This is a genomic window from Amycolatopsis vancoresmycina (assembly GCF_000716785.1).
Lineage (GTDB): Bacteria > Actinomycetota > Actinomycetes > Mycobacteriales > Pseudonocardiaceae > Amycolatopsis > Amycolatopsis vancoresmycina.
The window spans coordinates 16,142-42,283 of the sequence record NZ_JNYY01000037.1 but is presented as its reverse complement, the minus strand read 5'-3'; the positions used below and the strand labels follow the sequence as shown (position 1 = coordinate 42,283).

The window sequence follows — 26,142 nt, the reverse complement described above, 5'->3', positions numbered from 1 at the left end:
CAGCCGCCAGAACCCCTCCCTGCTGGCCGGCGCGGGCGACCTCATCTCGACGGCCAAGGACCTGAGCACGTTCATCACGGCCCTGCTGGGCGGCCGGCTGCTGCCTGACGCGCAGCTGGCGGAAATGCTTACTCCTCAGGGCAAACTCGGGCTCGGCCTGGGACTGTGGATCCAGGACCTGGGCGACGGTGGCACGATCGTCCACCACAACGGGAGTGCGCCGGGAGGATATGGAGCGCTGATGATCAGCACACCCGACGGCAGCAAGACGTTGACCGCCACGCTGACGACGGGGGAGAGCGACCCGGCGGCGGTGTTCCCCACGCTGCTGGGCGGGCTCATCAACGCAGTGTTCGGCACCCGGTAGGCCGAAAACGGGTGGCGTGTGCGGAAGTGATGCGGCACGCTCGCCGGGTGGACGAATCAGCGGCGCCCGACCGGCTGGCAGAGGTGTTGCGGATCGCCTCCCGAGGCGCGGATCCCGGGTTGACCACCGGCCTTGTCGACGCCGCCCACGCGGATCCGGAAGGTACCGCGCTGGGCGACGTGGCCAAGTCCGCCCTCGCGGCGGGGGTGGAGCGGGAGGACATCCTTCGAGCGTGTGAGGCCGCTCGCCTGGAGATCCGGACGGCAGCCGGCAGCAGCCGGGAGTACGACGATCCCGCTGAAGACCGCGTGCTGGATCTCATGGATCGTCTCAGCGGGTGGTGCCACCCGAGTTCTCGCCTTTGAGTGACGTCGAACGCACTCTCATGCCGCCGAGCGGACGTTAGAGTCGGTTGGTGGACGATGCTGCACTGCGGACGACGTTCTTGGTGGCGAGGGCGACCGAATCCCGCGGTTGCCTCGAGCCGGGCGACTGGCCGGACGTCGCAGTCAGCCTACTGCTGGAAGGCAACGACGATCCCGAGATCGCCGAGCTGGCCGGCCTGAGCCGACGAGCCGGCGGCTGGGACACCAACGCACTGCTGGCCGCCGCGTACGACCGACACCGGATCTCGGTGCCCGACCAGGAGACGGCGGTGGACCTCGTCGCCCGGTTGATGGCGGACGACCTCCGTGCCCGGCCGGCCGCGGTGACCGGGCCGATGATCCGCCTGCTGGCCCGGCTCGCACCCCCGGACTTCGAGTCGAACCTGGCCAGTCGATGCTTCGCCGAGGAGGAGTACCTGGACTGCGGCTGCGGCGAGGACGCCCTTGGTTTCGAGGCGGAACTGCAGTCGATGCCGACGCTGGGGCTACCGGGGTCCGTCGTGCAGGCACTCGCGCGGCCACTACGTTCAACTCTCCCCGCGGTTCAGCCCCCTCACGGTCACTGATCGCACGCGAACTGTTTGCGATGATGTCGAGGTGACGGAGACCGAGGACGCACCGGGCTGGGACGCCATCGACACGGCTTTGGCCCAGCTGTACGACGACACAGAGCCACGGCACGTCGGCTACTTCCCGCCGCGAGGGTTCCAGGGAGCGGGCCTTCAAGGCTGCTCGGCATACCCTGCCGACCGGCACTGGCACTACATCACCTACGGCTTGAGCGAGCTGTACCAACCCGACCCCGAAGCCGACCCGGAATGGTCGGGCTGGGGGTTCGAACTGACCTGCCGCATCGTCCGGGGCACCGAGACCGAGCCTCCACAGTGGCCGTTCGCGATCCTCAACCAGCTCGCCAAGCACGTCAACACCAACAAGGTCCTCCTCGAACCCGGACACCGCATCGACCTACGGCAACCGATCACCGGCCACCCACACCTGCCCGACGCTCCGCCGAGTGAGCTGACCGTGTACGCCCTGACACTCGACCCACAGCTGGGGTGCATCGAAACCCCCAACGGCAAGGTCGCATTCCTCCAGGCCGTGGGTGTCTCCAGCCGAGAGAAGACCCGCATGCTCGAGACCTCCACAGCGGCGGTACTCACCGAGCTGGCCGAGAGCAACCCCTTGATCGTCACCGACCCACACCGCCAGGGCTGACTCACCTCTCGGAGGAACACTGACCAACCCGCGTCCGCTCATGCCGAATTGTGGATGCGCAACACAGGTCGGGGCGTGGATGATCCCCGCATGCAGGTATGTGGCTGGATCTTCCAGGACAACCTGGCCAAGGTCGTCGAGTACCTCGCCGGACTCGTCGGCTACAGCTGGGACGAACTTGACGACGGCGCACTCGAAGCGGGTATCCCGAACACCGAGGTAGACCTCCCACCCGACACGTGGTTCGAGTACCCGGTGGCAGGAGCAGTGGTACTCACGCTCCGAATCGCACGCGATCACGACGGCGGAATCTTCAGCATGATCATCGATGGTGAGATCGACGAGGTGCTCGCCGCGCGCATCGAGACACTGCTGGATCTTCACTGAGCTGGCGTGGTCCGCTGCAGCCAGGCAGCCACGGGGATTCCGGCCCGAGGACGACCGTGGGTTGCTCGCCGGTGAACAGGTGCGCCAACGCGGGGCCGAGGTGCCTGTATCCGTTCAGGGCGATCCGGCCGACTGCCGTTTGGGCGTGCCCTCAGCGTCGAGGATCGGCATGTGAAGCCCGAGGCCCCTCCGCAGCAAGCGCGGCCCCGCATCGCCGTCTCGAAGTCTGATACAGCTCTTCCCCCATCGGTACAGGGTATCGATGGCGTGCGGCTGCACGCGTCATCGGCTTTCTCCTCGATCACCCGATTCCGGGCTGGGGGCGGCAAAGATGCGGTCGAGTTGCCGGTCGATCACGGCGACGGCCTGTTCGGGTGATCGTTGTCCCAACAGGACAGATGCCTGGAGTCCGTCGGCGCCCGCGGTGAGGAAAGCGGCTTCGGTCCCGGTGTCGACGTCTCGCGGGATCTGGCCGTCCTCCTGTGCCTGGGCGAGCAGCCCGCCGACCAGGTTCTCCAGGGCGGGAGCCGCGTCCCGGCCGGCCGCGATGAAGGTGGGTTCGGTGAGGAAGCGGAGGAAGTAGGCCGCGTACACCAGGTGCCGGTTCCGTCGCTCCTCGTCCAGGGGAAGCAATTCCAGCAGCACGCCGCGCACGAGCGCGCGAGCGCCGGGCGGGTCGCCGAGGGCCGAAAGCCGGTCGCGGGCTCGCTGCTCGGCGTCGGTGTTCAGGATCTCCAGGGCACCGAGCAGCACCTGGTCACGCGTGCCGAAGTAGTACTGCAACTGACGCGGCAGGACACCGGCCTCGGTGGCGACCTGTCGCAGCGTGACGGTCTCCAGTCCGCCCCGGGTGGCCAATCGCCACACCGCTTCGGCGATCTGGCGGCGCCGCCGGTCGTGGTCCACCTGTCGGGGCATGTCGGGCAGTCCTCCTCGGCGGCTTACCGTGCACCGTTGTGGTTCGATCGTACCAAGACGTGTTATGGTCCGATCGAACCACAAAAGAGGGGGGCGCACATGCAAAGCAAGGGATGGGCAGGACTGGTTTCGGGCATGGTGTTGCTGGCGCTCGGCGCGCAGGGCGGTATTCGGCTGCTGGCCGATCACGATGATCGCGGACTGCTCGGCTGGGTGCCGGGCGGCTTCGCGGCGTGCCTGTCCTGCTACGCGGTCATCACCCTCGCCGGGTCCTGCTGGCCGGTTGGGGAAGCGCACGAGCGAAGCGGTCCGAGCAGGACACCTGAGCGGCAGCCACGCCCGACGTCGCGAGAGCCGGCCTCGAACGAGTCTTCGAGCTGGTAACGCGGCAGCGACGAGAAGCGACTGCTGGACGTATCAACCGGCTGGCCAGCTCTGGAGCAGTGTCCCTGGCCGACTGGCCACGACAGGGAAGAGACCGATGCCACCGAGGAAACGGTCGCGAAGGTACATCTGGATCGGCAGCCTGCTGGCAGGTGCTCTGGTCACGGCGGCACTGGGCAATGCCCTGCTGTCCGGCCTGTGCTTGTGGTCAGCCATCATCACGGCCATCGTGGCGGCCGTGAAGTCGTCGCCGAAGCCGGTGGCAGGAGTCGCCGGTCTCGGCGACGACCAGCCCGACGACGAGCGCGAAACATTGCGCCGCCGCGAGCGGGCCCGCGATCGGCGCCGTGAGGAGGAGTACTACCAAGCCGGCTTCGACGCCGAGCAGCGGGAGCACGAGGACCGCGGCGAGGTCTGAACCTCAGGCGAGGTTGGGCAGGAAGCCGAGGAACAGCCGACTGCACGCTCATGCCGCTTACCGCGCCGGCTCGGACGTGCGCGATCGCGGGTATATCGGGGGGATGAGACTCGCAAGGGGTGAGCAAGACCGGACGAGGTTCATGTTCGTGCTGGTTGGTGGGTGGCCTGGGGCAGGCAAGAGCACGCTGGCGGCCGCGCTCGGTCCGCGGCTGGGATTGCCGGTGCTGGCCAAGGACGAGATCAAGGAAGCGCTCGCCGAGGAGCTGGGGCACCCCCGCACGGTGGACGAGTCGCGGCGGCTGGGCCGGGCGGCGGTGCTGGCCGCTTTGCGGGTGGCTCGTCGCTGCCCCGGTGCGGTCGTGGACAGCACCTGGCCCGATTACACCCGGCCTCTGGTGGCGCAGTTGCCGGGCCGGGTGGTGGAAGTGCGTTGTGTGGTGCCACTCGAGATCGCCCGGTCGCGCTACTACGCGCGCGCCGCGCATCGGCATGCGAGCCATTTCGATCTGGCACGTGAGGAGTCCGAACTGTGGGGTGACCCCGTCCTCCCGCTCGGCGCCGGCCCCTTGGTGGAGGTCGACAACACCGCTGAACCGGACATTCTCGCCGTTGTCGCTGACATCCTCCGCGCGGCTGAGAGGTCCGAGTGAAACTTGCACGGCAAAGCCACAACACGGCGATGATCGTCGGCGCGGCCCCGCTGTTGCCGCAGACCGCGTGCGGCTGACTCCCTCCGTGTCGATCGTGACGTTGCCGGGCATGCTGGCCCTCGCCGCATCGGCTCCGACCTCGTGGGTTCGCTGCGCATCCCGGCGCATTTCTGCGGCGTCCACGCGCACAAGCCGATCCTCGGCCTGGCGGCCCGCCGCGGCATGGTCCCCCGTCCGAACGCCATCCGGCTCGGCCCCGACCTGGGCTTCGATGTCGCCTTCGCCGACCAGGCACGCCGAGCAGGACACCTGAGCAGCAGCCGATTGCGCTCGATGCGGGCGATCGCCTCGTCGGTCAGCCGCCGAGGCGGACCAGGCGGGGGAACAGCTCCCGGACAGCGCGCCGGAGGTCGTCGAGCGCCGCCTCCTCGCCCGCCAGGTGGCGCAGCAACGCCTGCTGGAACAGGCCGTCGAACAACGCGTACGCGTCGGCAGAGGAGCAGGTCGGCTCCGTCCCCGCGAGACTGGCGTACGCGCTCACGTTGCGCCAGATCATGTCTCGCAGGCTTTCGTCGATCTCGGCCACGTCGTCGCGGAACGCCGGCTCGTACAAGGACTGTGTGCGCAGGTCGTACCACATGCGGTGCATCAGGGGCGCCTCGGCGAGCGCTGCGGCCAGGCCGTCCGCGCAGGCAGTCGCCAGCTCGCCCGGAGTGGCCGCGTCGCCGACGCCGCCCTCGTACCGCTGGACGCACGCCGCCTTGTAGCGCCGTACGCAGTAGGTGATCAGCTCGACCTTGTCGGCGAAGTAGTAGTGCAGCAGCCCGTGGGAGAACTTCGTGTGCTCCGCGATCGTGCGCAGGCTGGTGCGGGCGTAACCCAGGTCGGCCAGCGCCAGGAGTGCCGCGTCGGCCAGCTCCCGGCGGCGGTCCTCGAACTTGTCGGCCGGGGTCCGGCGCCTCACGGCGGGTGCGCTGGTCACAGCTCCGAAGATACCATCCGGCCGCTTTCTGACCAATCGTCCAAGAAAATCTTGACATTCGTCCAAATGGCGGTCATGGTCGTCACCAGCCGCCGGCGAAGTCGGGAGGGACGACGATGTCTCTGTTCTTCTACCTGGAGAAAGGCGCCTCCCTGGACCCCGGGGCGCCCTGCTTGACCCTCGACGGGGTCTCCCGGTCCTACGGTGAGGTCGTCGAGCTCGCCGAGGCCGTCGCCCGCGCGTTGCGGCGCTCGGGCGTCGCCCCCGGGGACAAGGTCGGCATCCTTTCCGGCAACGACCCGACCGCGTTCACCTGCGTCTTTGGCATCTCCCGCGCCGGCGCGGTGTGGTGCCCGATCAACCCGCGCAACGCCGCCGGGGAGAACGCCGAGCTCCTCGACCTCTTCGACTGCACCACCCTGGTCTTCCAGCCCGCCTTCGAGGACCTGGTCCGCCGGATCGTGCCGCAGCTGCCGAAGCTCACCACCCTCGTCCGTCTCGGCGAAGGCGACGGCTTCGCGCCCGGTTTCCGCGACTGGCTCGGCCAGGCCGAAGCCGACCCCGGCGCCGCGGCCGCGCAGCCGGACGACGTCGTCGCGCTCGTCGGGACCGGTGGCACCACCGGGCGCCCCAAGGGTGTCATGCTCACCGACCGCAACCTCGAGGCGATGACGGCCATCACGCTGATGAGCTACCCCTTCGAGGGCCGCCCGGTCTACCTGGCCCTCGCGCCGCTCACGCACGCGGCCGGCGTGCTGTGCTTCCCGGTCCTCGCCCGCGGCGGCGAGGTCGTGATCATGGCCAAGCCCGACGTCGGCCGCTTCCTGGAGCTGATCGAACGGCACCGGGTCACCCACACGTTCCTCCCGCCGACGCTCATCTACCTCGTGCTCGGCCACGAAGCCCTCGACCGCACGGACCTCTCGTCGCTGCAGTGCTTCTGGTACGGCGCGGCCCCGATGCCGGTGACCCGGCTGGCCGAAGCCCTCGACCGGATCGGGCCGATGGCCCAGCTCTTCGGCCAGTCCGAAGCCCCGATGATGATCTCGACGATGTCCCCGGCCGAGCACCGGCGTCCCGACGGGACTGTCCACACCGGACGCCTGGCCTCCGCCGGACGGCCGTCGCCGCTCGTCACCGTGGCGATCCTCGACGCCGAGGGAAACCGGGTACCGCAAGGCGAACGCGGCGAGATCTGCGTCCGCGGCTCGCTGGTGATGGCCGGCTACTACCGCAACCCCGAGGCCACCGCGGAGGCGTCGGCGCACGGCTGGCACCACACCGGCGACATCGGTTTCCTCGACGGCGAAGGCTTCCTCCACATCGTCGACCGCGCCAAGGACATGGTCATCACCGGGGGGTTCAACGTCTACTCCGCCGAGGTCGAACAAGCGGTGCTGGCCCACGAAGCGGTCCGCGACTGCGCCGTGATCGGCCTGCCCGACGACAAGTGGGGCGAGCGCGTCACCGCCGTCGTCCAGCTCCGCCCCGGCCGGGAACTGGACCGCGGCGAGCTCATCGCGTTCGTCAAGGACCGCATCGGCAGCGTGAAAGCGCCGAAGCAGATCGAAGTCTGGCCCGACCTGCCCCGCTCGGCCGTCGGCAAGGTCCTCAAGGCCGAGATCCGCACGACCCTCACCACCCGCTGAAGGGAAACACCATGAAACTCGCGCTCTACCTCCCGAACTTCCGCGACAAGGTGACCGTGCGGGAACTCGAGGACCTGACCGCACTGGCCGAGGACCTCGACTTCGACTCCGTCTGGACGCTCGACCGGATCATCGTCCCGGAGACGTCGGACACCCAGGAGATGCAGTACGCCTTCGGCATGATCGAGGGCTTCCCCAAGGGGCTGCCGGTCAGCTCGCGCGGCGAGTTCCTCCAGGGCATGCCGCTCATCCCGTGGCTCGCGGCGAAGACGTCGAAGGTGCGGATCGGGATGAGCATCATCGACACGCCCTACCGCGCGCCCGGCGTCCTCGCCGCCGAGCTCGCCACCATCGACCACCTGTCCGGCGGGCGGCTCAACGTCGCCGTCGGCTCCGGCTGGATGCCCGAGGAGTTCGCCGCCGCGAGCGCGTCGCACATCTTCCCCAAGCGGCACAAGCACGTCCGCGAAACCCTCGAGATCATGCAGGGCATCTGGACCAACGACCTGTTCGAGTACCACGGCGAATTCGCCGACTTCCAGCGCAGCGGGTTCGGTGCCAAACCGGTCCAGAAACCGCACCCGCCGATCTTCTTCAGCGGCCTGAAGGACGCGAAGCGTTCGGCGAGCCGGATCGCGAAGTACGGCTTGTCCGGCTGGATCGGCATCCAGGACTCGCCCGAGGACATCCGGCGGTGGCGGACCGAAATCCGGCGCGAGCTCGAAGCCCTCGACACCGCGCGGTCGGTCGACGACCTCGAGATCGCCAGCATGATCTGGTTCGTCATCACCGACACGGACATGGACCAGAGCCCGCTCGGCAAGGGCACCAACCTGCTCGTGGGCTCGCAGGCGCAGATCACCGACCAGCTCAAGCGGTACAAGGAAGCCGGGCTCACGATGCCGTTCCTGTGGCCGCCCTTCCAGGACGTCCCGGTCGCGAAGACCCTCGACGACATGAAACGCCTCAAGGAAGAAATCCTCCCCAAGATCGACGCGATGTGAAAGGGACCAGCATGTCCGAACTCGAAGGAAAGCGCGTCTTCGTCACCGGCTCCGGCGCGGGCATCGGCAAGGCGATCGCGGCGTTGTTCACCGAGCGCGGCGCCCGGGTGGTGATCAGCGACCTCGACTCCCTTTCGGCCAAGCAGACGGCCGACGAGCTCGGCGCCGCCGGTGTCGCCAACTGCGACGTCACCGACGAAACCCAGGTCCGGTCGGCGATCCAGCAGGCCGTCGACCTCCTCGGCGGTCTCGACGTCCTGGTCAACAACGCCGGTATCGAGGTGTCTTCGCCGCTGCTGCAGCAGTCGACGGAGAGCTTCGACAAGATCTTCGCGGTCAACGTGCGGGGCACGTTCGTGACGATGAAGGCCGCGACCCCGCACCTGCTGGAGTCCAAGGGCAACATCGTCAACATCGCCTCGATCGCGGGTATCGGTGGCAGCCCGCTGCTGGGTTCGTACTGCGCGACGAAGGCCGCGGTGATCCAGCTGACCCGGGTGGCGGCGGTCGAGATGCGCCCGGCGGGGATCCGGGTCAACGCGGTCTGCCCGGGCTTCGCGGACACGGCCATGGTCGAGCGCCTGGTCCCGGACTTCGAGGCGGCGACGCAGGTCCCGTTCGGCGACCTCGTCGCGGCCAAGCAGGGCCGCCTCGGCACCCCGCAGGACATCGCGGAGGTGGCGGCGTTCCTGGCGTCGGACCGGGCGAGCTGGATCACCGGCAGCCACTACGTCCTCGACGGCGGGCTGACGGCGTCGCTGGTCTGAGGTGGCCGGACGGGCCGGCGGCGCAGGTGCGGCCGCGCGATGGGCGGCGGCCGGTAGGCCACGTCGACCGGCCCGAGGTCGGTGGCGGGCGGGACGATCTCGTCGATCCGGTCGAGGAGATCGTCCCCGGCCGGCTTCCCGGCTCCCGCCAGCAGGTCGTCCAGCTGCTCCTCCGTGCGGGGGCCGATGATCGCCGAGGTGACCGCGGGGTGGGCGGTGACGAAGGCCAGCGCGAGGTGCCGCAGGGGCGTCCCCGCCTGCTCGGCGAGCGAGGTGAGCGTTTCGACGGCGGCGAGCTTGCGCGGGTCGGTCAGGTGCTCCGGCGCCCAGTGCAGGCGGCCGGCCGAGGCGGTTTCCTTGCGGTAGTGGCCGGTGAGCAGCCCCATCGACAGCGGGCTCCACACGAGCACGCCGAGCCCGTACCGGTCGCAGACCGGCAGGATTTCCTGCTCCGCACCGCGGTTGAGGATCGAGTAGTGCAGCTGCTCGGTGCGGAACCGCGCCAGGCCACGGCGTTCGGCTGTCCATTGTGCTTCGACGATCTCCGACGCCGGCAGGTTGGAATGCCCGATGGCCCGCACCTTGCCCGCACGCAGCAGGTCGGTCAGCGCGCTCAGCGGTTCCTCGATGTCGGTGCCGGGCTCGGGGTGGTGGAGCTGGTAGAGGTCGATGTGGTCGACGCCGAGGCGGCGCAGCGACCCTTCGACGGCGGCGACGATCCAGCGCCGCGAGTTGCCGCGCTCGTTCGGGCCGGGGCCCATCGGGCCGTTGCCCTTGGTGGCGATGACGACGTCGTCGCGGCGGCCGCGCAGGGCCTTGCCGAGGATGCGCTCGCCGGTGCCGTCGCCGCCGTAGACGTCGGCGGTGTCGACGGCGGTGATGCCGTGGTCGAGGGCCCGGTGGACGATGCGGACGCAGGCGTCGGGGTCGGGGTTGCCGTAGGGGCCGAACATCATCGTGCCCAGGGTGAACGTGCTGACCTGGATGCCGGTGCGGCCGAGGGGGCGGGTCTGCAAGGGAGGTCTCCGGTTGTCGGGTGCGGTGGGATGCCGGAGCACCCCACCGCGGCGAAGGTCAGCCCTGGTGTTCGGCGGCGACGTCGATGATCCAGGTGACGCCGAAGCGGTCGACCAGCATCCCGAACGCGGGCGCCCACGGGGCCGGGCCGAACTCTTCGACGACGGTCGCGCCGTCGGCCAGGCCCTTCCACACCGGGGAAACCTCGTCGACGGTCGTGCCGCGGACGGACAGGAAGAACGGCTCCTTCGTGATGGTGGTGCCGTTCTCGCGGCGGGTCGTGGGCGCGGCCGGGGCGGCCGGGCCGTCGGTGCCGGGAACGTCGTAGGCCAGCACGCTGAAGCCGTTGTCCGCGGTCACCTGGCCGAACACGACCTTGCCCGCGTCGGGCAGCTCGGCGGGCATGCCGAAGTCGCCGTAGGTGACGACGGTGACCTGACCGCCGAAGACCGACTGGTAGAACTCCAGCGCCTCGCGGGCCTGGCCGGTGAAGTTGAGGTGGGCGACAGCGGTGAGCGACATGTGTTCCGGACTTTCTCGAAGGGGTTCCGCCGCCGGCGGGTGCCGGCGACGAGAGCCACGATGGCAGGGGTAGCGGTCAGGGAACGTCCGCTTCTCGTGGCACCATGGGAGTCATGCCGATCGCGTCGTCGACGGTGACTTCGGGTCGCCTGCTCTCGCTGCTGTCCCTGCTGCAGGTCCGCCGGGACTGGCCGGGCGCGCTGCTCGCCGGCCGGCTGGGGGTCAGCGAACGGACCGTGCGCCGCGACGTCGACCGGCTGCGCGAGCTCGGCTACCCCGTGCAGGCGGTCAAGGGGCCGGAGGGCGGCTACCGGCTCGAAGCCGGCGGCCGGATGCCGCCGCTGCTGTTCGACGAAGAGCAGGCGGTCGCGCTCGCGGTGGCGTTGCGGATCGCGGTCGGCACGGGCGCGGGGATCGAGGAGGCGGCCGCCCGGGCGCTGGCCACGGTCCGCCAGGTGCTGCCGGCGCGCCTGCGGCAGCGCGTCGACCAGCTGGAGATCACCGCGGCCGGACGGGACACGCAGGTCGGCACCGACGTCCTGCTGGCGTTGAGCTCGGCCATCCGGGCCACCGAGGAAGTGCGGTTCGACTACGACTCGCCGTCGCGCCCGGCCGAGGGCGGGCCCCCGCGCCGGGTGCAGCCGCACCACCTCGTGGTCCGGAGTGGACGGTGGTACCTGGTCGGCTGGGACGCCGTCCGGGCGGACTGGCGGACCTACCGCGTCGACCGGCTGCGGCTGCGGGTGCCGAACGGGCCGCGGTTCACCCCGCGGGAGGTGCCGGGCGGCGACGTCGCCACGTTCCTCGCCGCCCGGTTCAAGGGCTCCGACACCGCCGACGCGTGGCCGTGCCAGGGCGAGGTGGTCCTCGACCTGCCGATCGCCGACGTCGCGCCGTTCGCCGGCGACGGCGTCGCCGAGGCAGCCGGCCCCGGGAAGACCCGGCTGCGGACCGGCTCCTGGTCGTGGCCGGCGCTGGCCGCGAGCCTCCTGCGGTTCGGCTGCGACGTCGCCGTGACCGGCCCACAGGAGCTGCGGACCGCCTTCGCCGAACTGGCCGGCCGGGCGGCGGCAGCCGCTCAGCCCCGGTCACCGAGTCCGGCAGGCCGGGGTCGATGTCGTTGACGCAGGCGCCGGTGGCACCCGAGGCGCACACCGGAGATGGTGTCCGGTGCCCTGTCGCCGCGGCCTGCCTCCAGGACTGCCCCGACGGCCGGTCCGCCGCCCGGCGATCGGTGCTACACCCTCCCTGGGAGGGAGGCACGATGAGGCACATCCCGGCCGCCCAGGCTCAGCGCTCTGCCGGAGGCCACGGTCCCCGGACCGAGGCCGCCCGCCCGCACGCGTTGCTGACCGCGTTGCAGACCGCCGCCGGGAACCGGGCGACCACGTCGTTGCTGGCGGCTGTGCAGCGGCAGTCGCACAGCCGTGCGGCGGCCCCCGATCCGCCGGGCGTCGAGCACGGGCTCGGCGTCGCCACGCCGGGGCTGGACATCCAGGCCGGTCCGCTGGGCGCCGAAGCCGACCTCACCCCGGAGCTGGTCAACCAGTTCCGGCGGAACAAGGCGGACGTCGTGGCGTTCGTGGCGCGGTACCGGGCACTGGCCGAGGAGGAGCAGCGGACGTCCGGGGTGCCTGCCGCGTTCACGCTGGGGCAGATGGGACTGGAAACCGGGTGGCGGCTGGAATCCCCGTTCACCGGGCACAACCTGTTCGGGGTGACCTCCCGCGAGGACCGCCCGGAGGACCAGTGGGCCTACCAGCCGACCACGATCCGGGTGCCCTCGCGCACCTTCGAATCCCGCGACCTGCGGCCGGCGCGGCGCGGGGGACGGGTCATCCGGGCGGACCGGGTCGTCCGGCCGGCCGACGGCTCCGACCCGTTCCGCCGCACCGGGGACCACTGGGAGTACACCGCGCTGCGGCCGTTCCGGGTGTACCCCGGCGAGGCCGCCGCGGTGGCCGACCACACCTCCCTGCTGCACCACCGCATCTACACGGCGGCGTGGGCGCGGGCCGACGAGCCGGCGCTGTTCGCCCGGGCCGTCGCGGAGGCGGGCTACGGCGGCCACAACTCGAGCCGCAACCCGAACGTCGTGGCGGGCTACCGCGCGGAACTGCTCGCCGCGATCCGGCTCGCCGAGGGCGCTGCCGCACTGTGGGACCGCCGCCCCGCCGTCGCACGGGAAGCCGACCTGTGGTGGCGGACCGAAGGCCTGCCACGGGAACGTGAGCGACGGCGGCGCGAGCACCGCGTGCGCTGAACGGCTGAACCCCGGTGCGCCCGGCCACCGCCGGTGCCAGGCTGGTCAGGCCCGTCGCCGGGGGAAGGGGACTGCCGATGGACACCGCCGAGCCGCTGCCGTACCCGTTCGGCGACGCGGTCGCGCTGGAACCGCACGCCCGCTTCGAAGACCTGAGGCGGCGCGACGGGCCGGTCCGCGTCACGATGCCCTACGGCGGCGACGCCTGGCTGGTGACCCGGTACGAGCAAACGAAGTTCGTCCTCTCCGACCCCCGCTTCTCGCGCGCGGCGGCGGCCGGCGCCGACGTGCCGCGGGGGCGGCCGGGCTTCGAGCCCGCGGGGAACCTGCTGTGCATGGATCCGCCGGAACACGGGCGGATCCGGTCGCTGGTCGCGAAAGCCTTCACCGTGCGCCGGGTCGAAGCGCTGCGGCCGCGCGTGCGGGAAATCGCCGACGGGCTGCTCGACCGGATGGTCGCGGCCGGCCCGCCGTCGGACTTCGCCGCGGCCGTGGCGTGGGAGCTGCCGGTGCAGGTGATCTGCGAGCTGCTCGGCGTCCCGCTCACCGACCGCGAGCTGGTGCGCCGGTGCACGGAAACCATCGTGGCCGTGGGCGGGGACGTCACGCCCGCGGACGTCGCCGGCGCGCGCGACCGGCTCGCGGCCTGCCTGACCGGCCTGATCGCCCGCCGGAAAGCCGAACCGGCGGACGACCTGCTGACCGCCCTGGTGGCCGCCCGCGACGACGGCGACCGCCTCACCGACCGCGAACTGCTCATGCTCGGCATCGCCCTGCTGGCCGGCGGCCACGAGACGACCGCGAGCCAGATCGGCAGTTTCGCCTACCAGCTGCTGTCCCAGCCCGACCAGTGGCGCACGCTGGCGGCCGACCCGGAGCTGGTCCCGGCCGCCGTCGAGGAACTGCTGCGGTTCGTGCCCCTGGTGACCGTCGCCGACCTGGCCCGCATCGCCACCGAGGACCTCGAGCTCGGCGGCCGCCCGATTCGCGCGGGGGACGCGGTCCTCGTCCAGCTGGATTCGGCGAACCGCGACGCGCAGGTGTTTTCGCACCCCGCGCAGCTGGACTTCGGCCGGAAGGCCAACCACCACCTCGCGTTCGGCTTCGGCGTGCACCACTGCATCGGCGCGCCCCTGGCCCGCCTGGAGCTGCGCGTGCTCTTCGGCACGCTGGTCCGGCGGCTCCCGGGATTGCACCTCGCGGTGGCGGCGGGGGAGGTCGAATGGTCGGCCGACCGCCTGATCCGGGGCGTCCGGGCGCTGCCGGTCGCCTGGTGAGCGCCTAGCGGGCCGGGACGATCGGGTAACCGGTCGCGGCGACGAGGCCGGCGACGGCGGCCAGGGTGGTGGCGGGGTTGAGCGCGCTCACGACGGCCGGGGTCACCGGCTGCCCGGCGTAGAAGTGCCGCACCGCGTCGAGATTGACCGGTGTTTCGTAGTAATCCTGCGCCCAGTCTTGAAACGCTTCGGGCCTGCGGTCGGTCAGCAGGGCGAACAGCCAGCCGGCGCCGTCGTCGCCGCCGGGGGGAAATTCGATGGTCCCGTGCCGCCAAACGGTGTCCGTGTGCTCGCGCCACAGACAGACCGTGACGTACGGCGTGCCGAATTCGTCGCAGAACGCCGGATCCGTCACCCCGTCCCGGAAAACGCCGGGCAATTCGTCGAGGACACCGGGCCAGGGCTCCTCATCGTCGGTGGCGTAGGGACTCATCGGCGACTCGTGGTCGAAGCCGCGCAGGCAGGCGCCTGCGGCGGTGAAGAGGATGGAGTACTCGTTGCCCGAGCCGTCCCGCATGGACGCGAGCTCGGCACCGGGCGCCCAGGCGGGGTGGTAGTGGTGGTACCGGTCTTCACTGCCGGGATCCAGGACGACATCGAGGGCGGCCAGCGCGCGGCACAGGGCACGCAGGGCGGGGACGGCGGGCAGGGCACCGGCGATGTCGTACACGGTCACGGCGACATCCAAGCAGACGGCCGGGAACTGCCGGGCCGGCGTCGGCGCTGTGCGTAACAGGGGGATGTGAGCGGGCGACTTCCAGCGGAGCGGTCACGGCGGGTGACGCAGGAGCGGGAGTTCGCTGGCGTGGTGTTCTACCCCGGATTGCGGTGAGTGGTGTGGCGACGATTCAGCTGCGGGAGCAGGAGACCCGGCCGGATGGGTCGTTGGTGGTGCGGGTGGTCTACCCGGACAGTTCGGAGTTCGAGGTCGCGGTGGCCGATCCGGCGTCGGAGGCGGACGAGGAGCTGCTGGCGTGGTATTTCGAGCGGCATCTGCGGTTTCCGTTCCTGGATTGGGACAAGCGTGCCGCGGCGGTGAAGCTGCTCGATCGGTACGGCCGCGAGCTGTTCGCGCAGGTGTTCGCGGGTGAACCGGGTGAGGGGTACCGGTCGTTCCGGAAGGTGGGGTTCGACGGGTGCCGGATCGAGGTGACCGGCGGTACCGGGATGCATCGGCTGCACTGGGAGGCGTTGGCCGACCCGGCGCTGGATTCCCCGGTGGCGTTGCGGGTGCCGATCACCCGGCGGGTGGACCGCAATCCGCCGCGGTTCGACCTGCCGGGGCCGCGGCCGACGTTGAACATCCTGGTGGTGACGGCTCGGCCGGATGGTGCGGGTGATGTGGGGTACCGGACGGTGTCGCGGCCGCTGGTGACCGCCATGCACCAGTCCCCGCTCCGGGTCACCATCGATCTGGTGCGGCCCGGTACCTGGCGGGCGCTGCGGGAGCACCTGGCCGCCACGCGGGACCGGCACGGCACGGGCTGGTACCAGCTGATCCACTTCGACCTGCACGGCGCTTTCGCCGATCACGCGGCGATCGCCGCGGGACACGCGAACGGCCGCTTCCTGTTCGCCGGCCGGGAGGCGTTCGAGGGCAGGCGGGGGTTCCTGTTCTTCGAAACCGCGGCCACCGGGACGGCGGATCCGCGGTCGGCGGAGGAGATCGCGGGCCTGCTGGCGGAGCACCGGGTGCCGATGGCGGTGCTGAACGCGTGCCAGTCGGCGATGGCCACGGCGACCGAGGCCGCGCTGGCCCAGCAGCTGGTGCAGGCCGGGGTGCCGGTCGTGGTCGGGATGGCGTATTCGGTGACGGTGACGGCTGCGGAACTGTCGATGCCGCAGCTGTACCGGCGGCTGGTCGAGCACGAGAACCCGGATGTGGCGTTGCAGGCCATGCGCCGTGCGCTGCGCGACAGCCCGGACCGGTGTGGCTATTTCGACCAGACGCTGCCGTTGCAGGACTGGGTGCTGCCGGTGGTGTTCCAGCAGCAACCGGTGCGGCTGGCGTTGCGGGAGATGACCGATCCGGAAACCGAGGTGTTCTACGCCCGCCAGGACCGGGTCGATCGCGAGCCGGAGCCGGAGTACGGGTTCCTGGGCCGGGACTTGGACATCCAGGCGATCGAACACGCCCTGCTGGTGGACGACGCCCGGAACCACCTGCTGGTGCGGGGGATGGCCGGTGCAGGGAAGTCCACGTTGCTGCGTCATGTGGGCTGGTGGTGGCAGCGCACCGGGCTGGTCGACCAGGTTTTCGCCTTCAGTTTCGAGGATCGGGCGTGGACGGCGAACCAGATGGTCCGCACGATCGCCCAGCAGTTGTGGGGTCCGGTCGAGTTCGCGCGGTGGGACCAGCTGTCGGAAACCGCCGGCCGCGCCCGGGTCGCGCAGGCCCTGCGGGCGTCGCGGCACCTGCTGGTGATCGACAACGCCGAATCGATCACCGCCGGCCCCGCCGCCATCCCGCACGCCCTCAACCAGGACGAGCGTGACCAGTTGCGTGGCTGGATCCGGCAGCTGCGGGGCGGTCGCACGCTGGTCGTCTGGGGATCGCGGGAAGCCGAGACCTGGGTGGCCGCGGACAGTTTCGCCGGCAACGTCCACCAGCTGGGCGGGCTGGACCCGCAAGCGGCGTCCGCGTTGACCGATCGCATCCTGACCCGCTTCGGCGTCACGCACTACCGCGATGACGCCGGACACCGCGACGCGCTGAACCAGATCATCAAGCTGCTCGAGGGCTACCCGCTTCCGCTGGAAGTCGTCCTCCCCGCCCTGGCCACCACACCACCGGCCACGGTCCTGGAGGAACTCACCGCCGGCGGCCACACCGCGGATCCGGCCGGGCTGATCCAGGCCGCCATCGAGTACAGCCACGGCAAACTCGACCCCGCGCTCCAGCACTCCCTGCTCCTGCTCGCCCCCTTCACCGCCACCATCCCCGCGGGCGACGTCCTCGCCGGCTACCAGGAGCTGCTCGCCGGCCTCGAACCCGACGACGATCCTTGGGGCCCGCTCGACCTGCCCGCCGCACTCGACGCCGCGACCGGCCTCGGCCTGGCCATCCCGCACCCCGAACTCGAGCCGCTCAGCCAGGTCGTCCCCGTCCTGCCGTACTTCCTGCGGCAACGGCTCCGCGAGCACCCGCGGTGGAAGGACGCCACCGAATTCGCGCACGGCCATTTCTACGCCCAGCTCGGGCTCAACTTCCACGGCTTGCTGACCGGCACCGACCCCCAGCAGCGACGCGTGGGGCAAGCGGTCACCGCCGCGAGCTACGCCAATCTGAGCGCCGCCAGCAGTTACGCCGCCCACCACGGCCTCCCCGTCCTGCCCGCGCTCTGCGCCGTCGAGGAACTGCTCGACCAGTTGCAGCAGCACGAAGCCCGGTTGCAGTGGTTGAGCGACATCATCGCCACCATCACCGAGGCCACGCCCGATTCCGTCGAACTCCCCGAGTTCCTCCACCTTGCCGGGATGGCGGCGCAGGAGCTGCGGCGGTTCGGCGAGGCCGAACGCCATTACGGGCGGGCCCTCAGCCTGAAGCTGGAATCCGGCAACCGGCACAGCGCCGCGACCACCTACGGTCAGCTCGGCAGGGTCGCGCAGGACCAGCGGCGGTTCGGCGAGGCCGAACGCCACTACCAGCAGGCGCTCGACCTGTTCCTGGAGTTCGACGACCGGTACGGCGCCGCGCGTACCTACCACAATTTCGGCACCGCGGCGCAGGAGCTGCGGCGGTTCGACGAGGCCGAACACCGCTACCGGCGGGCCCTCGACCTGAAGCTGGAGTCCAATGACCGCGACAGCGCCGCGACCACCTACCACCAGCTCGGCATGGTGGCGCAGGACCAGCGGCGGTTCGACGAGGCCCAACGCCACCTCCAGCAGGCTCTCGACCTGAAGCTGGAGTTCAACAACCGGTACGGTGCCGCGAGCTCCCACCACGAGCTGGGCGTCGTGGCGCACGAGCTGCAGCGGCTCGGCGAGGCCGAACGCCACTACCAGCAGGCGCTCGACCTGTTCCTGGAGTTCGACGACCGGCACGGTGCCGCGAGCTCCTACCACCAGCTCGGCATGGTGGCGCATGAGCTGCGGCGGCTCGACGAGGCCGAGCGCCACCTCCAGCGTGCCGTCGACCTGAAATTGGAGTTCGACGACCGGCACGGTGCCGCGAGCTCCTACCACCAGCTCGGCGTCGTGGCGCAGGCGCGGCAGCGGTTCGACGAGGCCGAGCGCCACTACGAGCATGCCATTGACCTGAAGCTGGAGTTCGACGACCGGCACGATGCCGCGAGCTCCTACCACCAGCTCGGCGTCGTGGCGCAGGCGCGGCAGCGGTTCGAGGAGGCCGAACGCCATTACCGGCAAGCTCTCGAAGCCTTCCGCGAAGCCGGGGATGATCGGAGCGCGTCCGCGGTGACGACGTCGTTGAGCCGGCTGCTGGCGGAGACCGGACGCCACGACGAAGCCTTTGCCATGGCTGTCGACGCCGCCGTGAGCTGGCAACGCCTGACCGGCCAGTTCGACCCCGACGACCTGGCGCTCGTCGCCGCGGAACGGCGGCACGTCGGCGACGACCTCGTCCGCCAGATCCTCGACGACCTCGGCGAACCGGTGCCGGACGAGCTGACCGAGGCGATCTCCCCGGAATGATCCGGCGGCCGGTCCGCCGTGCCGCGGGCGACCCCGGCCGTACCGACCGGATGGTATGTTGGCCCGGTGATCGATGTGGCGCGCCGGACCTGGCGATTCCTCGAGCCCTACCACGGAATGATCTACTTCGCCCCGGAAGCCGTTGCCGCCTACGGCAAACTCGGGCTCCGCGGCCGGGCCGGCTACTTCGCGTCGAGGTCCGCGGCCCTCGGCGTGGTTCCCGCGCCGGTCGTCGTCGCCACCTTCTACAACTTCAACCCCGCGCTCGTCGCCGAGTCCATCGCCGACGCCTGGTCCGCGACCGACCCGGCCGCCGTCCTCGAAGCCCGCTACGCGGCCGCCGACCAGGCCCTGCGGGGCACGCTCGGCGACGCCATCGACTCACCCGAGATGCACCGGGCCGCCACCCTCCTTCGCGCGGCGGCCGAAACAGTCGCCGGCGATGTCACCGGCCGGCCCCTGTTCGCCGCCCACGCGGCCCTTCCGTGGCCGGCCGAGCCCCACCTGGTTCTGTGGCACGCGCAGACCCTGCTGCGGGAGTACCGCGGTGACGCCCACGTCGCCGCCCTGCTGACAGCCGGGCTGAACGGCATCGAAGCCCTCGTCACCCACGCCGCCTCCGGGGCCGTCCCGGCCGAAACCCTGCGCACCTCCCGGGCGTGGTCCGAGGACGAGTGGAACGCAGCCGTCAACGGCCTCCGTGCGCGGGGCTGGCTCACCGACGATGCCGATCCGGCGTTCACCCCCGACGGCACGGCCCGCCGTGCGGACATCGAGAAGGCGACCGACGAGAACAGCGTGACGCCCTACGCGCACATCGGGGAGTCCGCCTGCGCCGAGCTGCAGACCCTGGTGCGGCCGTTCAGCCGGGCCCTTTCCGAGAAGCTCATGCCGTGGGCCCTCTCGCGGTACTAGCGGCGGTCAGCAGGGCGGCCGGTAGTCCACTCCCGGGAAATAGGCGTCCCACTCCTGCCGGGTGATCGACGGCCGGGCGATTTCGCAGGCCCGGGCCGCCGCGCGGGCGGGGTCGGTTTCCCACAGCAGCGCCACGTGGTCGTCGCCGGCGGTGGCCAGGAGGTGGCCGTCCGGGCTGAACGTCACCCACTCGACCGCGCCCGTGTGGCCGGTCAGCGTGGCCGACAGCGCCGGGGTCTGGCGAGTGATGTCCCACAGGCGCACCGAGTGGTCGTAGCCCGCCGAAGCCAGCCAGTGCCGGTCCGGGCTGTACGCCAGGGATGTCACGACGTCGGTGTGTCCGGAAAGGACGGCCGGGCGGGCCGGGCCGGTGGTGGGCCACAGGCGGACCGTGCGGTCGTCGCCGCCGGAGGCGACGGTCCGGCCGTCGCGGCTGAAGGCGACCGTCACCACCAGGTCGGTGTGGCCGGTGAGCACCGCCCGTTCCACCGGGCGGGCCGGGTCGCCGACGTCCCACAGCCGTACCGTCCGGTCGTCGCCGCCGGACGCCAGCAGCCGGCTGTCCGGGCTGAACGCCACCGCCTTGACGTTGCGCTCGTGGGTGGTCAGCGTCGGCAGCTCGACCGGCGCGGCCGGCACGCGCACGTCCCACAGCCGCACGGTGTGGTCGTAGCTGGCCGTCGCCAGCGTGCGGCCGTCCGGCGCGTACGCCAGTGAATAGATCGAGTCCCGGTGGCCGGTGAGCACGGCCAGCTGAGCCGGGTGCGCCGCGTCGCGAAGGTCCCACAGCCGGACCGTGCGGTCGCGGCCCGCCGTCGCCAGGACCTTGCCACCGGGGTCGAACGCCACCGCGTGGACGGCGTCGGTGTGGCCGGTGATCGTCGCCAGCAGCGCCGGGTGGGCGGGATCCGCGAGGCTCCACAGCCGCACGCGGTGGTCGGCGGCGGCGGTCGCGAGCAGCCGGCCGTCCGGGCCGAAGGCGGCCGCGTCGACTTCCTGCGGGTGACCGAGCGGGATGGTGACCGCGCTGACCAGGGCGTCCCGGTTGCCGGGCGTGGGACGGAGGCGGTAGGCGGCCAGCGCCAGTTGCGCGGCCAGCGCCGGGTTTCCGGCCCGGAGCGCGATGGCCTCCTCGGCGACCTGCTGGGCCAGCACCGTGTCCCGTTGCGCGGTGACCAAGCCGGTGGCCCGGAGCGCGGCGACCGTCGCCACCGTGGTCGCCCCCAGCAGCGCGGCCAGCAGGACGACCAGGGCGCGCAGCAGCCGGGACCGGCGCCGCGAGGCGGACAGCTGCGCGGACTCGGCGGCCAGGCCGGCGTCGAGGAAGGCGCGTTCGCGTGCGGTGAGCGCGGTGCCGGCGAGCTCCCGCGCCCGCGCGAGGCGGGTGCCGCGGTAGAGGGTGTCCGGGTCGCGCCGCAACGACTCCCACACCGCGGCGTCGCCGGAGAGCTGCCGGTGGATCCGCAGCGCCTCGCGGTCGGCGGCCAGCCACTCGCGCAGCCGCGGCCAGTGCTTGATCAGCGCCTCGTGCGTGACCTCCACGGTGTCGTGGTCGACGGTGATCAGGCGGGCGGCGGTGAGGGCGTCCAGCACGGCCCGGACGGTCGCGGTGTCGTCCAGTTCCGAGCGGGCGACGCGGCGCTTGGTGTCCTCGGTGCCTTCGCCCAGCGCGGTGAGCCGCAACAGGATCTGCCGGGCCATCGCCCGCTGAGGCTCGTCGAACCCGGCGTAGGCGTGCTCGGCGGTGCGGGCGAGGGCGTGCCGGACGCCGCCGGTCTGCTCGTAAGCGGCCACGGTCAGGGCCATGCCCTGGCGGCGGTGCCAGGTCTCCAGCAGCGCGTGCGAAATCAGCGGCAGCGCGCCGGGCTGGTCGGCCGCCTCCGCGACCAGGCGCGCCACCAGCTCGCTTTCGACGGTGTACTGCGCCGCGGCGGCCGGCTTGACGATGGCCTCCCGCAGCTCGCCGGGGCTCAGCGGCCCGACCAGGACCTGCCCGGCGCCGAGCGCGGGCTCGAGTTCGGGGTGGCGGGCGCAGTGGGCGAAGAAGTCCGATCGCACGCCCAGCACCACCCGGGCCTGGCTGCGCGACGCCGTCGCCGCGTGCGTGAGAGCCGTCGTGAACGCCTGTCGTTCCGCGGCGTCGGCGCACAACGTGAACAGCTCTTCGAACTGGTCGACCACCAGCAGCAGCTCGGTGCCCGCCGGATGCCCGGCGAGAGCCTGCCGGACGCGCAGGTGCACGGCCGCGGGATCGTCGGTGAACTCCCGGTGCAGCGCCGTCGCGGATGCGCCGGTGAACGCGGCCAGCCGCAGCGCGCACTCCTCGATCGGCGACGCACCGGGGGTGAAGGTCACGGCCGGCCGGGTGCCGGTGCCGGCCAGGCCCGCGTGCAGCAGCGAGGACTTCCCGGAGCCGGACGCGCCCAGGACGGCGACCAGCCGGTGCTGCCGCACCCGGCCGAGCAGCGTTTCGAGCAGGGCCGCGCGGCCGAAGAACCGGTCGGCGTCACCGGTCCCGAACGCCGACAGCCCGAGGTAGGGCGGCCGGAGCGCACCGGGATCGGCGTGGCCGGCCGGGGTGAGCAGGGCCCTGGTTTCGCGCCAGCGCTGCTCCCATCCGGCCGGATCGCCGCCGCAGGCGCGGACGTAGGCGAGGGTGACGGCCAAGCTGGGCAGCGTTTTCCCGCCGGCGGCATCCGACAGCGTCGTCACCGAATAGTGGGCATCGCGCGCCAAGCGCCGGTAGGGCGGATTGCCGGCGGATTCACGCAGTTTCCGCAGCTCGCGGGCGAACGAGGGCAGCGGTTCGTCCCCCGTGGCGAGCGGACGTTCCGGTCGCGGCATCGGGCCTCCCCTCCCGGCGCCCATTGTCCGGCGGTTGGTTGTCCGTTGTCACGCCGTCGGCGCCGGACAACCCGAATGCCCTAGGTCTGGATTCCTGGCCCGCACCGAGGGGGGCCGGAACCACGCACCGATCCGGTTCGCGCGCATTTCCGGGAAGAAGGGGAAACTCCATGCTGAAACGTTTGCTGTATTCGATCGCCGGCCTGGCCGCCGCCGGCGCGGTCGTGGCGCCGGCGACAGCGGCCGCGGCGCCGGCCGGCCCGCAGGCATTCATGGCGCAGTCCAGGGCCGCGGGACTGACCGGCGAGCAGGCAACCTGGCTGCAGGCCGAAGCCGAGCGCTACCTGGCCGCGATGGGCGGCAAGCAGGTGGCGCCGAACCGCATCGAGGTCGAGGGCCGGGCGGAGGTGTCGATCGCGCTCCCCGGCGACGCGCACCCGCGTGACCTGAGCGGCCGCGGCGCCGCGACTCTGGCCGGTCCCTGCGACGGCGGCACGGCCTACCGCCATTTCTGCGCGTACCAGCACCAGTTCGGGACCGGAACGCAGATCGACATGTTCAGGTGCGCCGACTACCCCCTGCCCAACTGGGTCGGCTTCGGCTCGTGGGGCAACAACCAGACCCCCGGGACGGTCGCGGTGTTCTGGGGCAAGGTGTGGCCGTACGACAGCAGCACGGCGCCGTCGAACGACCAGTCCTACGACTGGACACCGGTCTGGACCGTGACGAACTGCTGACGATCAGGTGAGACCGGGGGGAATACGGCGGCGGTGCTGGTCCGAGAGCTGTCGGACCAGCACCGCCGCACCGGGTTCAGCGACCGGTCACGCCGCCTGCTCCACGGCGGTCGGCGCCGGAAGGCCGGCCAGGATCCGGTACTGCGCCTCGAAAGCGGCCAGCACGCCGTCGATGTCGTGCCGCGCCACGATCGCGCGGGACGCTTCACCCATCCGGGCCCGCCGGTCCGCGTCCGCGGCCAGGTCGGCGATCCAGCGCGAGATCGTGGTGATCGCGCCCGGTTCGAACAGGTAGCCGTTCTCGCCGTGGCGGACCAGGTGGGGGAGGGCCAGCGCGTCGGCGGCGATCACCGGGAGGCCCGCGGCCATCGCCTCCATCGTGGCGAGGCTCTGCAGCTCCGCCGTGCCGGGCATGCAGAACACGTCGGCCTCGGCGTAGCGGCGCACGAGCTCCGCGTCGGACACGAACCCGTGGAACGCCGCCCGCACGCCCAGTTCGGCGGCGAGGGCCTCCAGTTCCCGGCGGCGGGTGCCGTCGCCGACGAGGTCCGCGCGGACGTGCGGGAGCGGGGCCAGCGCGCGCAGCAGCTGGTCGACGTTCTTCTCCGCGTCGAGCCGGCCCACGAACAGCACCGACATCGGCCCCTCGGCCGGCCGGGCCGCCGGGGCCGCGTAGTGGGCGAGGTCGATGCCGCAGGACACGACCTCGGCCGGCCGGCCGAGCCCGATGCCCGCGAGGACCTCGGCCGCGCGCGGGGTCGGCGTGGTGACGATGCGGGCGTGGCGGTAGACGCGCACGAGGTCCTTCCACGCCCAGCGGGCGAGCGCGTCCTGCACCCGGCGGGGGAACGGGGTGTAGCCGAGGAGGTTGTCCGGCATGAAGTGGTTGGTGGCCATGCCGGGAACGTTGCGCTCGACGGCGGTGGCGAGCAGGGCGCGGCCGACGCCGAAGTGGGCTTGGACGTGGACGACGTCCGGGCGCACCCGGTCCAGGATCGCGGCGGCGGCCGTCCGGGCGCGGCCGGGGGTGCAGAACCGGTACTCGCCGTGGAAGGGGATGGCGCGCGAGCGGATCCGGTGGATCGTGTAGCCGTCGCGCCGCTCGGTGCGGGCCGGACCGTCGCCGGACGGGCAGGCGACGTGGACGTCGTGGCCGCGGCCGGCGAGCCCGCGGGCCAGGCGCTCGGCGAAGAACGCCGCGCCGTTGATGTCGGGCGGGAACGTGTCGGCGCCGATCAGGACGCGAAGGCCGGTCGGTGGCACGGGATTCTCCTCGGGTTTCGGTGGGACCTCGGGAACGGCACCGGCGAGCACGCGCACGCCGGCGAGCGCGACGACCGCGGCGAACGCGGCCGCCGGTGGCGGGACTTCGCCGTAGGCCAAGGCGGCCACGGCGACGGCGGTGAGCGGATCGAGCACGGTCGCCGTGCCGACGACGACCGCGGCCGGCCCCGCGGCATACGCGCGGTGCAGCAGCACACCGCCGGCACCGAGCAGCAGCAGGGCCTGCCCGGCCAGCAGCGCGGCCGTGGCGGGCGGCTGCGACGCGGCCGCGTGCACGACCGACGAGCCGAGTCCGAAGAGGACGGCCGCGGAAGCGGCCGTCGCGGCACAACCGGCCCGGGCGAACCACCCGAGGGCCGCCAGCACGAACCCGGTGACGGCCACGCCTTCGGCCGTGCCGGCGCCGATCGCCGCGGCCGGAGCGGCCGAAGCGGCGAAGGCCACGAACCCGGCCACCCCCGCCACCACGAGCCCGACCGCGGCCACGACCCGGCGGGTGCGGGCCCGCGGTCCGAAGAGGACGGTCAGGACGAGGCTGAACACGCCGAGCGGCTGGACGACCGGAAGCGGCGCCAGCGCGAGGGCGACGAGGTGCAGGAGGCCGGCCCCGGCCGCGAGCCCGGTGGCCGCCCACCAGCCGGGGGAACGCAGCAGCCGGGAGAGGGTGCGCAGGCCGGGCGCGCGGTCGACGGCGAGACCGGCGACTTCGGTGTGCTGCCGGGTCGCGGCCACGGCGAACAACGCGGCGGCGACGAGGGCGCAGGCGATGGCGACGGCGGTCATCGGGCGGCCTGCCGGGTGTCCGCCGCGGGCGTTTCGGTGCCGGTCTGCGCGCGAGCTGCGGGTGGCTGGACCCGCCGCGCTTCAGCCGCCCGGGCCGCCGCGCGCCGCAGTGCCATCGCCGTTGTCACGACGATCGAGAACTCCGCCAGCAGCGCCGCGCGCTCGAACAAGCCGCCCGGCAGCCACGTGACCACCTGCGCCATCCCGAACGCGGCCGCCGTCACCACACCCGCGACCGCGCCCCGCCGGAGCGCGCGTGCCGCCGTCCGCCAGGCCGGCTCGGTCCGCAGCCGGGCGCTCAGCGTCCAGGCCGCGAGCGGCAAGCTGGCGAACAGCACCGCGCCGCCCGCGCGGTGGATCTCGCCGGACACCGTCGGGGCCGCCGCGTCGAGGTTGCTCCGGAAGAGCAGCACCACCGCGATTCCCGCCGTCCAGCACCAGAACAACGTGCTCACCAGCGGGTCGCGGGGCAGCGCCGCCCACCGGGCCGCGGCCGCGAGCGCCGCCGCGGTGGCGAGCAGCAGCAGGAGGGCGAGCGTGAACAGCAGCCGGCCGCCGCGGTGCCAGGCGTAGTCGCTGACCGGGTCGCGCCAGGGGTCGACGTGGCCGGCGAGCCCGAACGTCAGGACGGCGATGATCGCCTGCGCGGCGGTCGCCGTGACCAGGGTCAGCGTCGGCGCGAGCGCGGTCCGTGGAGTCACCCTTCAGACGG

At 72.0% G+C, this 26,142-nt stretch carries 25 protein-coding genes and 1 pseudogene; 18 read left to right on the top strand and 8 right to left on the bottom strand.

The annotated features are described in order from the left end of the window. The 5 genes from OO60_RS43520 to OO60_RS46855 all read left to right on the top strand — a co-directional run. Positions 1–367 (top strand): serine hydrolase (locus OO60_RS43520; protein ID WP_033263584.1); only part of this gene is annotated, 367 nt, incomplete at its 5' end. Between the two features lie 47 nt (positions 368–414). Next, positions 415–732 carry a hypothetical protein gene (locus OO60_RS43515; protein ID WP_033263589.1) on the top strand — a complete coding sequence of 106 codons (318 nt, stop codon included), beginning with the start codon at positions 415–417 and terminating at the stop codon, positions 730–732. A 50-nt stretch (positions 733–782) separates the two neighbouring features. Further along, the gene (locus OO60_RS43510) at positions 783–1,319 is read left to right on the top strand and encodes a hypothetical protein (protein ID WP_003054117.1); all 537 of its coding nucleotides are present in this window, start codon (positions 783–785) and stop codon (positions 1,317–1,319) included. A 31-nt stretch (positions 1,320–1,350) separates the two neighbouring features. After that, positions 1,351–1,971: a suppressor of fused domain protein gene (locus OO60_RS43505; protein WP_003054115.1), complete on the top strand. Its 621-nt coding sequence runs from the start codon at positions 1,351–1,353 to the stop codon at positions 1,969–1,971. Between the two features lie 75 nt (positions 1,972–2,046). Further along, positions 2,047–2,358 carry a hypothetical protein gene (locus OO60_RS46855; protein WP_155848785.1) on the top strand — a complete coding sequence of 104 codons (312 nt, stop codon included), beginning with the start codon at positions 2,047–2,049 and terminating at the stop codon, positions 2,356–2,358. 282 nt (positions 2,359–2,640) lie between these two features. On the opposite strand, the gene OO60_RS43495 is transcribed toward OO60_RS46855, so the two are convergent. Beyond that, the gene (locus OO60_RS43495) at positions 2,641–3,276 is read right to left on the bottom strand and encodes a TetR/AcrR family transcriptional regulator (RefSeq protein WP_033263583.1); all 636 of its coding nucleotides are present in this window, start codon (positions 3,274–3,276) and stop codon (positions 2,641–2,643) included. A gap of 99 nt (positions 3,277–3,375) precedes the next feature. Between OO60_RS43495 and OO60_RS46205 the strand changes: the two genes are divergently transcribed. From OO60_RS46205 to OO60_RS46850, 4 genes and pseudogenes are all read left to right on the top strand, one after another. Then, positions 3,376–3,660, top strand: a complete 285-nt coding sequence (locus OO60_RS46205; protein WP_209441431.1) for a hypothetical protein — start codon at positions 3,376–3,378, stop codon at positions 3,658–3,660. Between the two features lie 97 nt (positions 3,661–3,757). Next, positions 3,758–4,078 (top strand): hypothetical protein, encoded by a 321-nt coding sequence (locus OO60_RS43490; protein WP_003054108.1) that lies wholly within the window; start codon positions 3,758–3,760, stop codon positions 4,076–4,078. 142 nt (positions 4,079–4,220) lie between these two features. After that, complete coding sequence (locus OO60_RS43485) at positions 4,221–4,730, top strand: P-loop nucleotide/nucleoside kinase family protein (RefSeq protein WP_003054105.1); 510 nt, start codon at positions 4,221–4,223, stop codon at positions 4,728–4,730. Positions 4,731–4,841: 111 nt separating this feature from the next. Further along, positions 4,842–4,958: pseudogene (locus tag OO60_RS46850) on the top strand (amidase family protein); the annotation flags it as partial. Between the two features lie 127 nt (positions 4,959–5,085). Here the strand turns inward: OO60_RS46850 and OO60_RS43480 are convergent. Then, complete coding sequence (locus OO60_RS43480; protein ID WP_033263581.1) at positions 5,086–5,712, bottom strand: TetR family transcriptional regulator; 627 nt, start codon at positions 5,710–5,712, stop codon at positions 5,086–5,088. A 116-nt stretch (positions 5,713–5,828) separates the two neighbouring features. On the opposite strand from OO60_RS43480, the gene OO60_RS43475 reads away from it, so the two are divergent. The 3 genes from OO60_RS43475 to OO60_RS43465 are packed head-to-tail and all read left to right on the top strand — an operon-like array spanning position 5,829 to position 9,132. Then, positions 5,829–7,361 (top strand): acyl-CoA synthetase, encoded by a 1,533-nt coding sequence (locus OO60_RS43475; protein WP_003054099.1) that lies wholly within the window; start codon positions 5,829–5,831, stop codon positions 7,359–7,361. Positions 7,362–7,372: 11 nt separating this feature from the next. After that, positions 7,373–8,365 carry an LLM class flavin-dependent oxidoreductase gene (locus OO60_RS43470; RefSeq protein ID WP_003054096.1) on the top strand — a complete coding sequence of 331 codons (993 nt, stop codon included), beginning with the start codon at positions 7,373–7,375 and terminating at the stop codon, positions 8,363–8,365. Between the two features lie 11 nt (positions 8,366–8,376). Next, positions 8,377–9,132, top strand: a complete 756-nt coding sequence (locus tag OO60_RS43465) for an SDR family NAD(P)-dependent oxidoreductase (RefSeq protein WP_003054093.1) — start codon at positions 8,377–8,379, stop codon at positions 9,130–9,132. Here OO60_RS43465 and OO60_RS43460 read toward each other — a convergent pair. Continuing rightward, positions 9,093–10,148, bottom strand: a complete 1,056-nt coding sequence (locus OO60_RS43460) for an aldo/keto reductase (RefSeq protein ID WP_003054090.1) — start codon at positions 10,146–10,148, stop codon at positions 9,093–9,095. The two genes, OO60_RS43465 and OO60_RS43460, sit on opposite strands and share 40 nt — an antisense overlap. 58 nt (positions 10,149–10,206) lie before the next feature. Then, a complete protein-coding gene (locus tag OO60_RS43455) occupies positions 10,207–10,671 on the bottom strand; it encodes a VOC family protein (RefSeq protein WP_003054088.1) in 465 nt (154 codons plus the stop codon). A 113-nt stretch (positions 10,672–10,784) separates the two neighbouring features. Here OO60_RS43455 and OO60_RS43450 point away from each other — a divergent pair, with 113 nt between their 5' ends. From OO60_RS43450 to OO60_RS43440, 3 genes are all read left to right on the top strand, one after another. After that, positions 10,785–11,795: a helix-turn-helix transcriptional regulator gene (locus OO60_RS43450; protein WP_033263580.1), complete on the top strand. Its 1,011-nt coding sequence runs from the start codon at positions 10,785–10,787 to the stop codon at positions 11,793–11,795. 140 nt (positions 11,796–11,935) lie between these two features. Beyond that, positions 11,936–12,934: a glucosaminidase domain-containing protein gene (locus OO60_RS43445; RefSeq protein ID WP_162146197.1), complete on the top strand. Its 999-nt coding sequence runs from the start codon at positions 11,936–11,938 to the stop codon at positions 12,932–12,934. 77 nt (positions 12,935–13,011) lie between these two features. After that, positions 13,012–14,211 carry a cytochrome P450 gene (locus OO60_RS43440; RefSeq protein WP_003054082.1) on the top strand — a complete coding sequence of 400 codons (1,200 nt, stop codon included), beginning with the start codon at positions 13,012–13,014 and terminating at the stop codon, positions 14,209–14,211. A gap of 4 nt (positions 14,212–14,215) precedes the next feature. On the opposite strand, the gene OO60_RS43435 is transcribed toward OO60_RS43440, so the two are convergent. Continuing rightward, entirely contained in the window at positions 14,216–14,887 is a 672-nt protein-coding gene (locus OO60_RS43435) for a hypothetical protein (protein ID WP_003054079.1), read from the bottom strand. 161 nt (positions 14,888–15,048) lie between these two features. Between OO60_RS43435 and OO60_RS43430 the strand changes: the two genes are divergently transcribed. Both OO60_RS43430 and OO60_RS43425 read left to right on the top strand, forming a co-directional pair. Next, the gene (locus OO60_RS43430; RefSeq protein ID WP_051768009.1) at positions 15,049–18,867 is read left to right on the top strand and encodes a tetratricopeptide repeat protein; all 3,819 of its coding nucleotides are present in this window, start codon (positions 15,049–15,051) and stop codon (positions 18,865–18,867) included. A gap of 66 nt (positions 18,868–18,933) precedes the next feature. Next, positions 18,934–19,782 (top strand): SCO6745 family protein, encoded by an 849-nt coding sequence (locus OO60_RS43425; RefSeq protein ID WP_003054036.1) that lies wholly within the window; start codon positions 18,934–18,936, stop codon positions 19,780–19,782. A 6-nt stretch (positions 19,783–19,788) separates the two neighbouring features. Here OO60_RS43425 and OO60_RS43420 read toward each other — a convergent pair whose 3' ends face one another. Then, positions 19,789–22,626, bottom strand: coding sequence for an nSTAND1 domain-containing NTPase (locus OO60_RS43420; RefSeq protein WP_003054033.1), 2,838 nt, complete (start codon positions 22,624–22,626; stop codon positions 19,789–19,791). A gap of 170 nt (positions 22,627–22,796) precedes the next feature. Between OO60_RS43420 and OO60_RS45290 the strand changes: the two genes are divergently transcribed. Next, entirely contained in the window at positions 22,797–23,363 is a 567-nt protein-coding gene (locus tag OO60_RS45290; RefSeq protein ID WP_051768007.1) for a hypothetical protein, read from the top strand. 87 nt (positions 23,364–23,450) lie between these two features. Here OO60_RS45290 and OO60_RS43410 read toward each other — a convergent pair whose 3' ends face one another. Next, positions 23,451–25,430 carry a glycosyltransferase gene (locus OO60_RS43410; protein WP_033263578.1) on the bottom strand — a complete coding sequence of 660 codons (1,980 nt, stop codon included), beginning with the start codon at positions 25,428–25,430 and terminating at the stop codon, positions 23,451–23,453. Next, positions 25,427–26,131 (bottom strand): DUF998 domain-containing protein, encoded by a 705-nt coding sequence (locus tag OO60_RS43405; RefSeq protein ID WP_244885672.1) that lies wholly within the window; start codon positions 26,129–26,131, stop codon positions 25,427–25,429. Before OO60_RS43405 ends, OO60_RS43410 begins: the two co-directional genes overlap by 4 nt. Between the last annotated feature and the right edge of the window lie 11 nt (positions 26,132–26,142).

Excerpts from the sequence above, each read along its gene's own strand:
- OO60_RS46205 (WP_209441431.1), top strand. The coding sequence starts at position 3,376 with ATGCAAAGCAAGGGATGGGCAGGACTGGTTTCGGGCATGGTGTTGCTG.
- OO60_RS43495 (WP_033263583.1), bottom strand. The coding sequence starts at position 3,276 with ATGCCCCGACAGGTGGACCACGACCGGCGGCGCCGCCAGATCGCCGAA.
- OO60_RS43440 (WP_003054082.1), top strand. The coding sequence starts at position 13,012 with ATGGACACCGCCGAGCCGCTGCCGTACCCGTTCGGCGACGCGGTCGCG.
- OO60_RS45290 (WP_051768007.1), top strand. The coding sequence starts at position 22,797 with ATGCTGAAACGTTTGCTGTATTCGATCGCCGGCCTGGCCGCCGCCGGC.
- OO60_RS43445 (WP_162146197.1), top strand. The coding sequence starts at position 11,936 with ATGAGGCACATCCCGGCCGCCCAGGCTCAGCGCTCTGCCGGAGGCCAC.
- OO60_RS43420 (WP_003054033.1), bottom strand. The coding sequence starts at position 22,626 with ATGCCGCGACCGGAACGTCCGCTCGCCACGGGGGACGAACCGCTGCCC.
- OO60_RS43475 (WP_003054099.1), top strand. The coding sequence starts at position 5,829 with ATGTCTCTGTTCTTCTACCTGGAGAAAGGCGCCTCCCTGGACCCCGGG.
- OO60_RS43470 (WP_003054096.1), top strand. The coding sequence starts at position 7,373 with ATGAAACTCGCGCTCTACCTCCCGAACTTCCGCGACAAGGTGACCGTG.
- OO60_RS43485 (WP_003054105.1), top strand. The coding sequence starts at position 4,221 with ATGTTCGTGCTGGTTGGTGGGTGGCCTGGGGCAGGCAAGAGCACGCTG.
- OO60_RS43490 (WP_003054108.1), top strand. The coding sequence starts at position 3,758 with ATGCCACCGAGGAAACGGTCGCGAAGGTACATCTGGATCGGCAGCCTG.
- OO60_RS43455 (WP_003054088.1), bottom strand. The coding sequence starts at position 10,671 with ATGTCGCTCACCGCTGTCGCCCACCTCAACTTCACCGGCCAGGCCCGC.
- OO60_RS43410 (WP_033263578.1), bottom strand. The coding sequence starts at position 25,430 with ATGACCGCCGTCGCCATCGCCTGCGCCCTCGTCGCCGCCGCGTTGTTC.
- OO60_RS43450 (WP_033263580.1), top strand. The coding sequence starts at position 10,785 with ATGCCGATCGCGTCGTCGACGGTGACTTCGGGTCGCCTGCTCTCGCTG.
- OO60_RS43465 (WP_003054093.1), top strand. The coding sequence starts at position 8,377 with ATGTCCGAACTCGAAGGAAAGCGCGTCTTCGTCACCGGCTCCGGCGCG.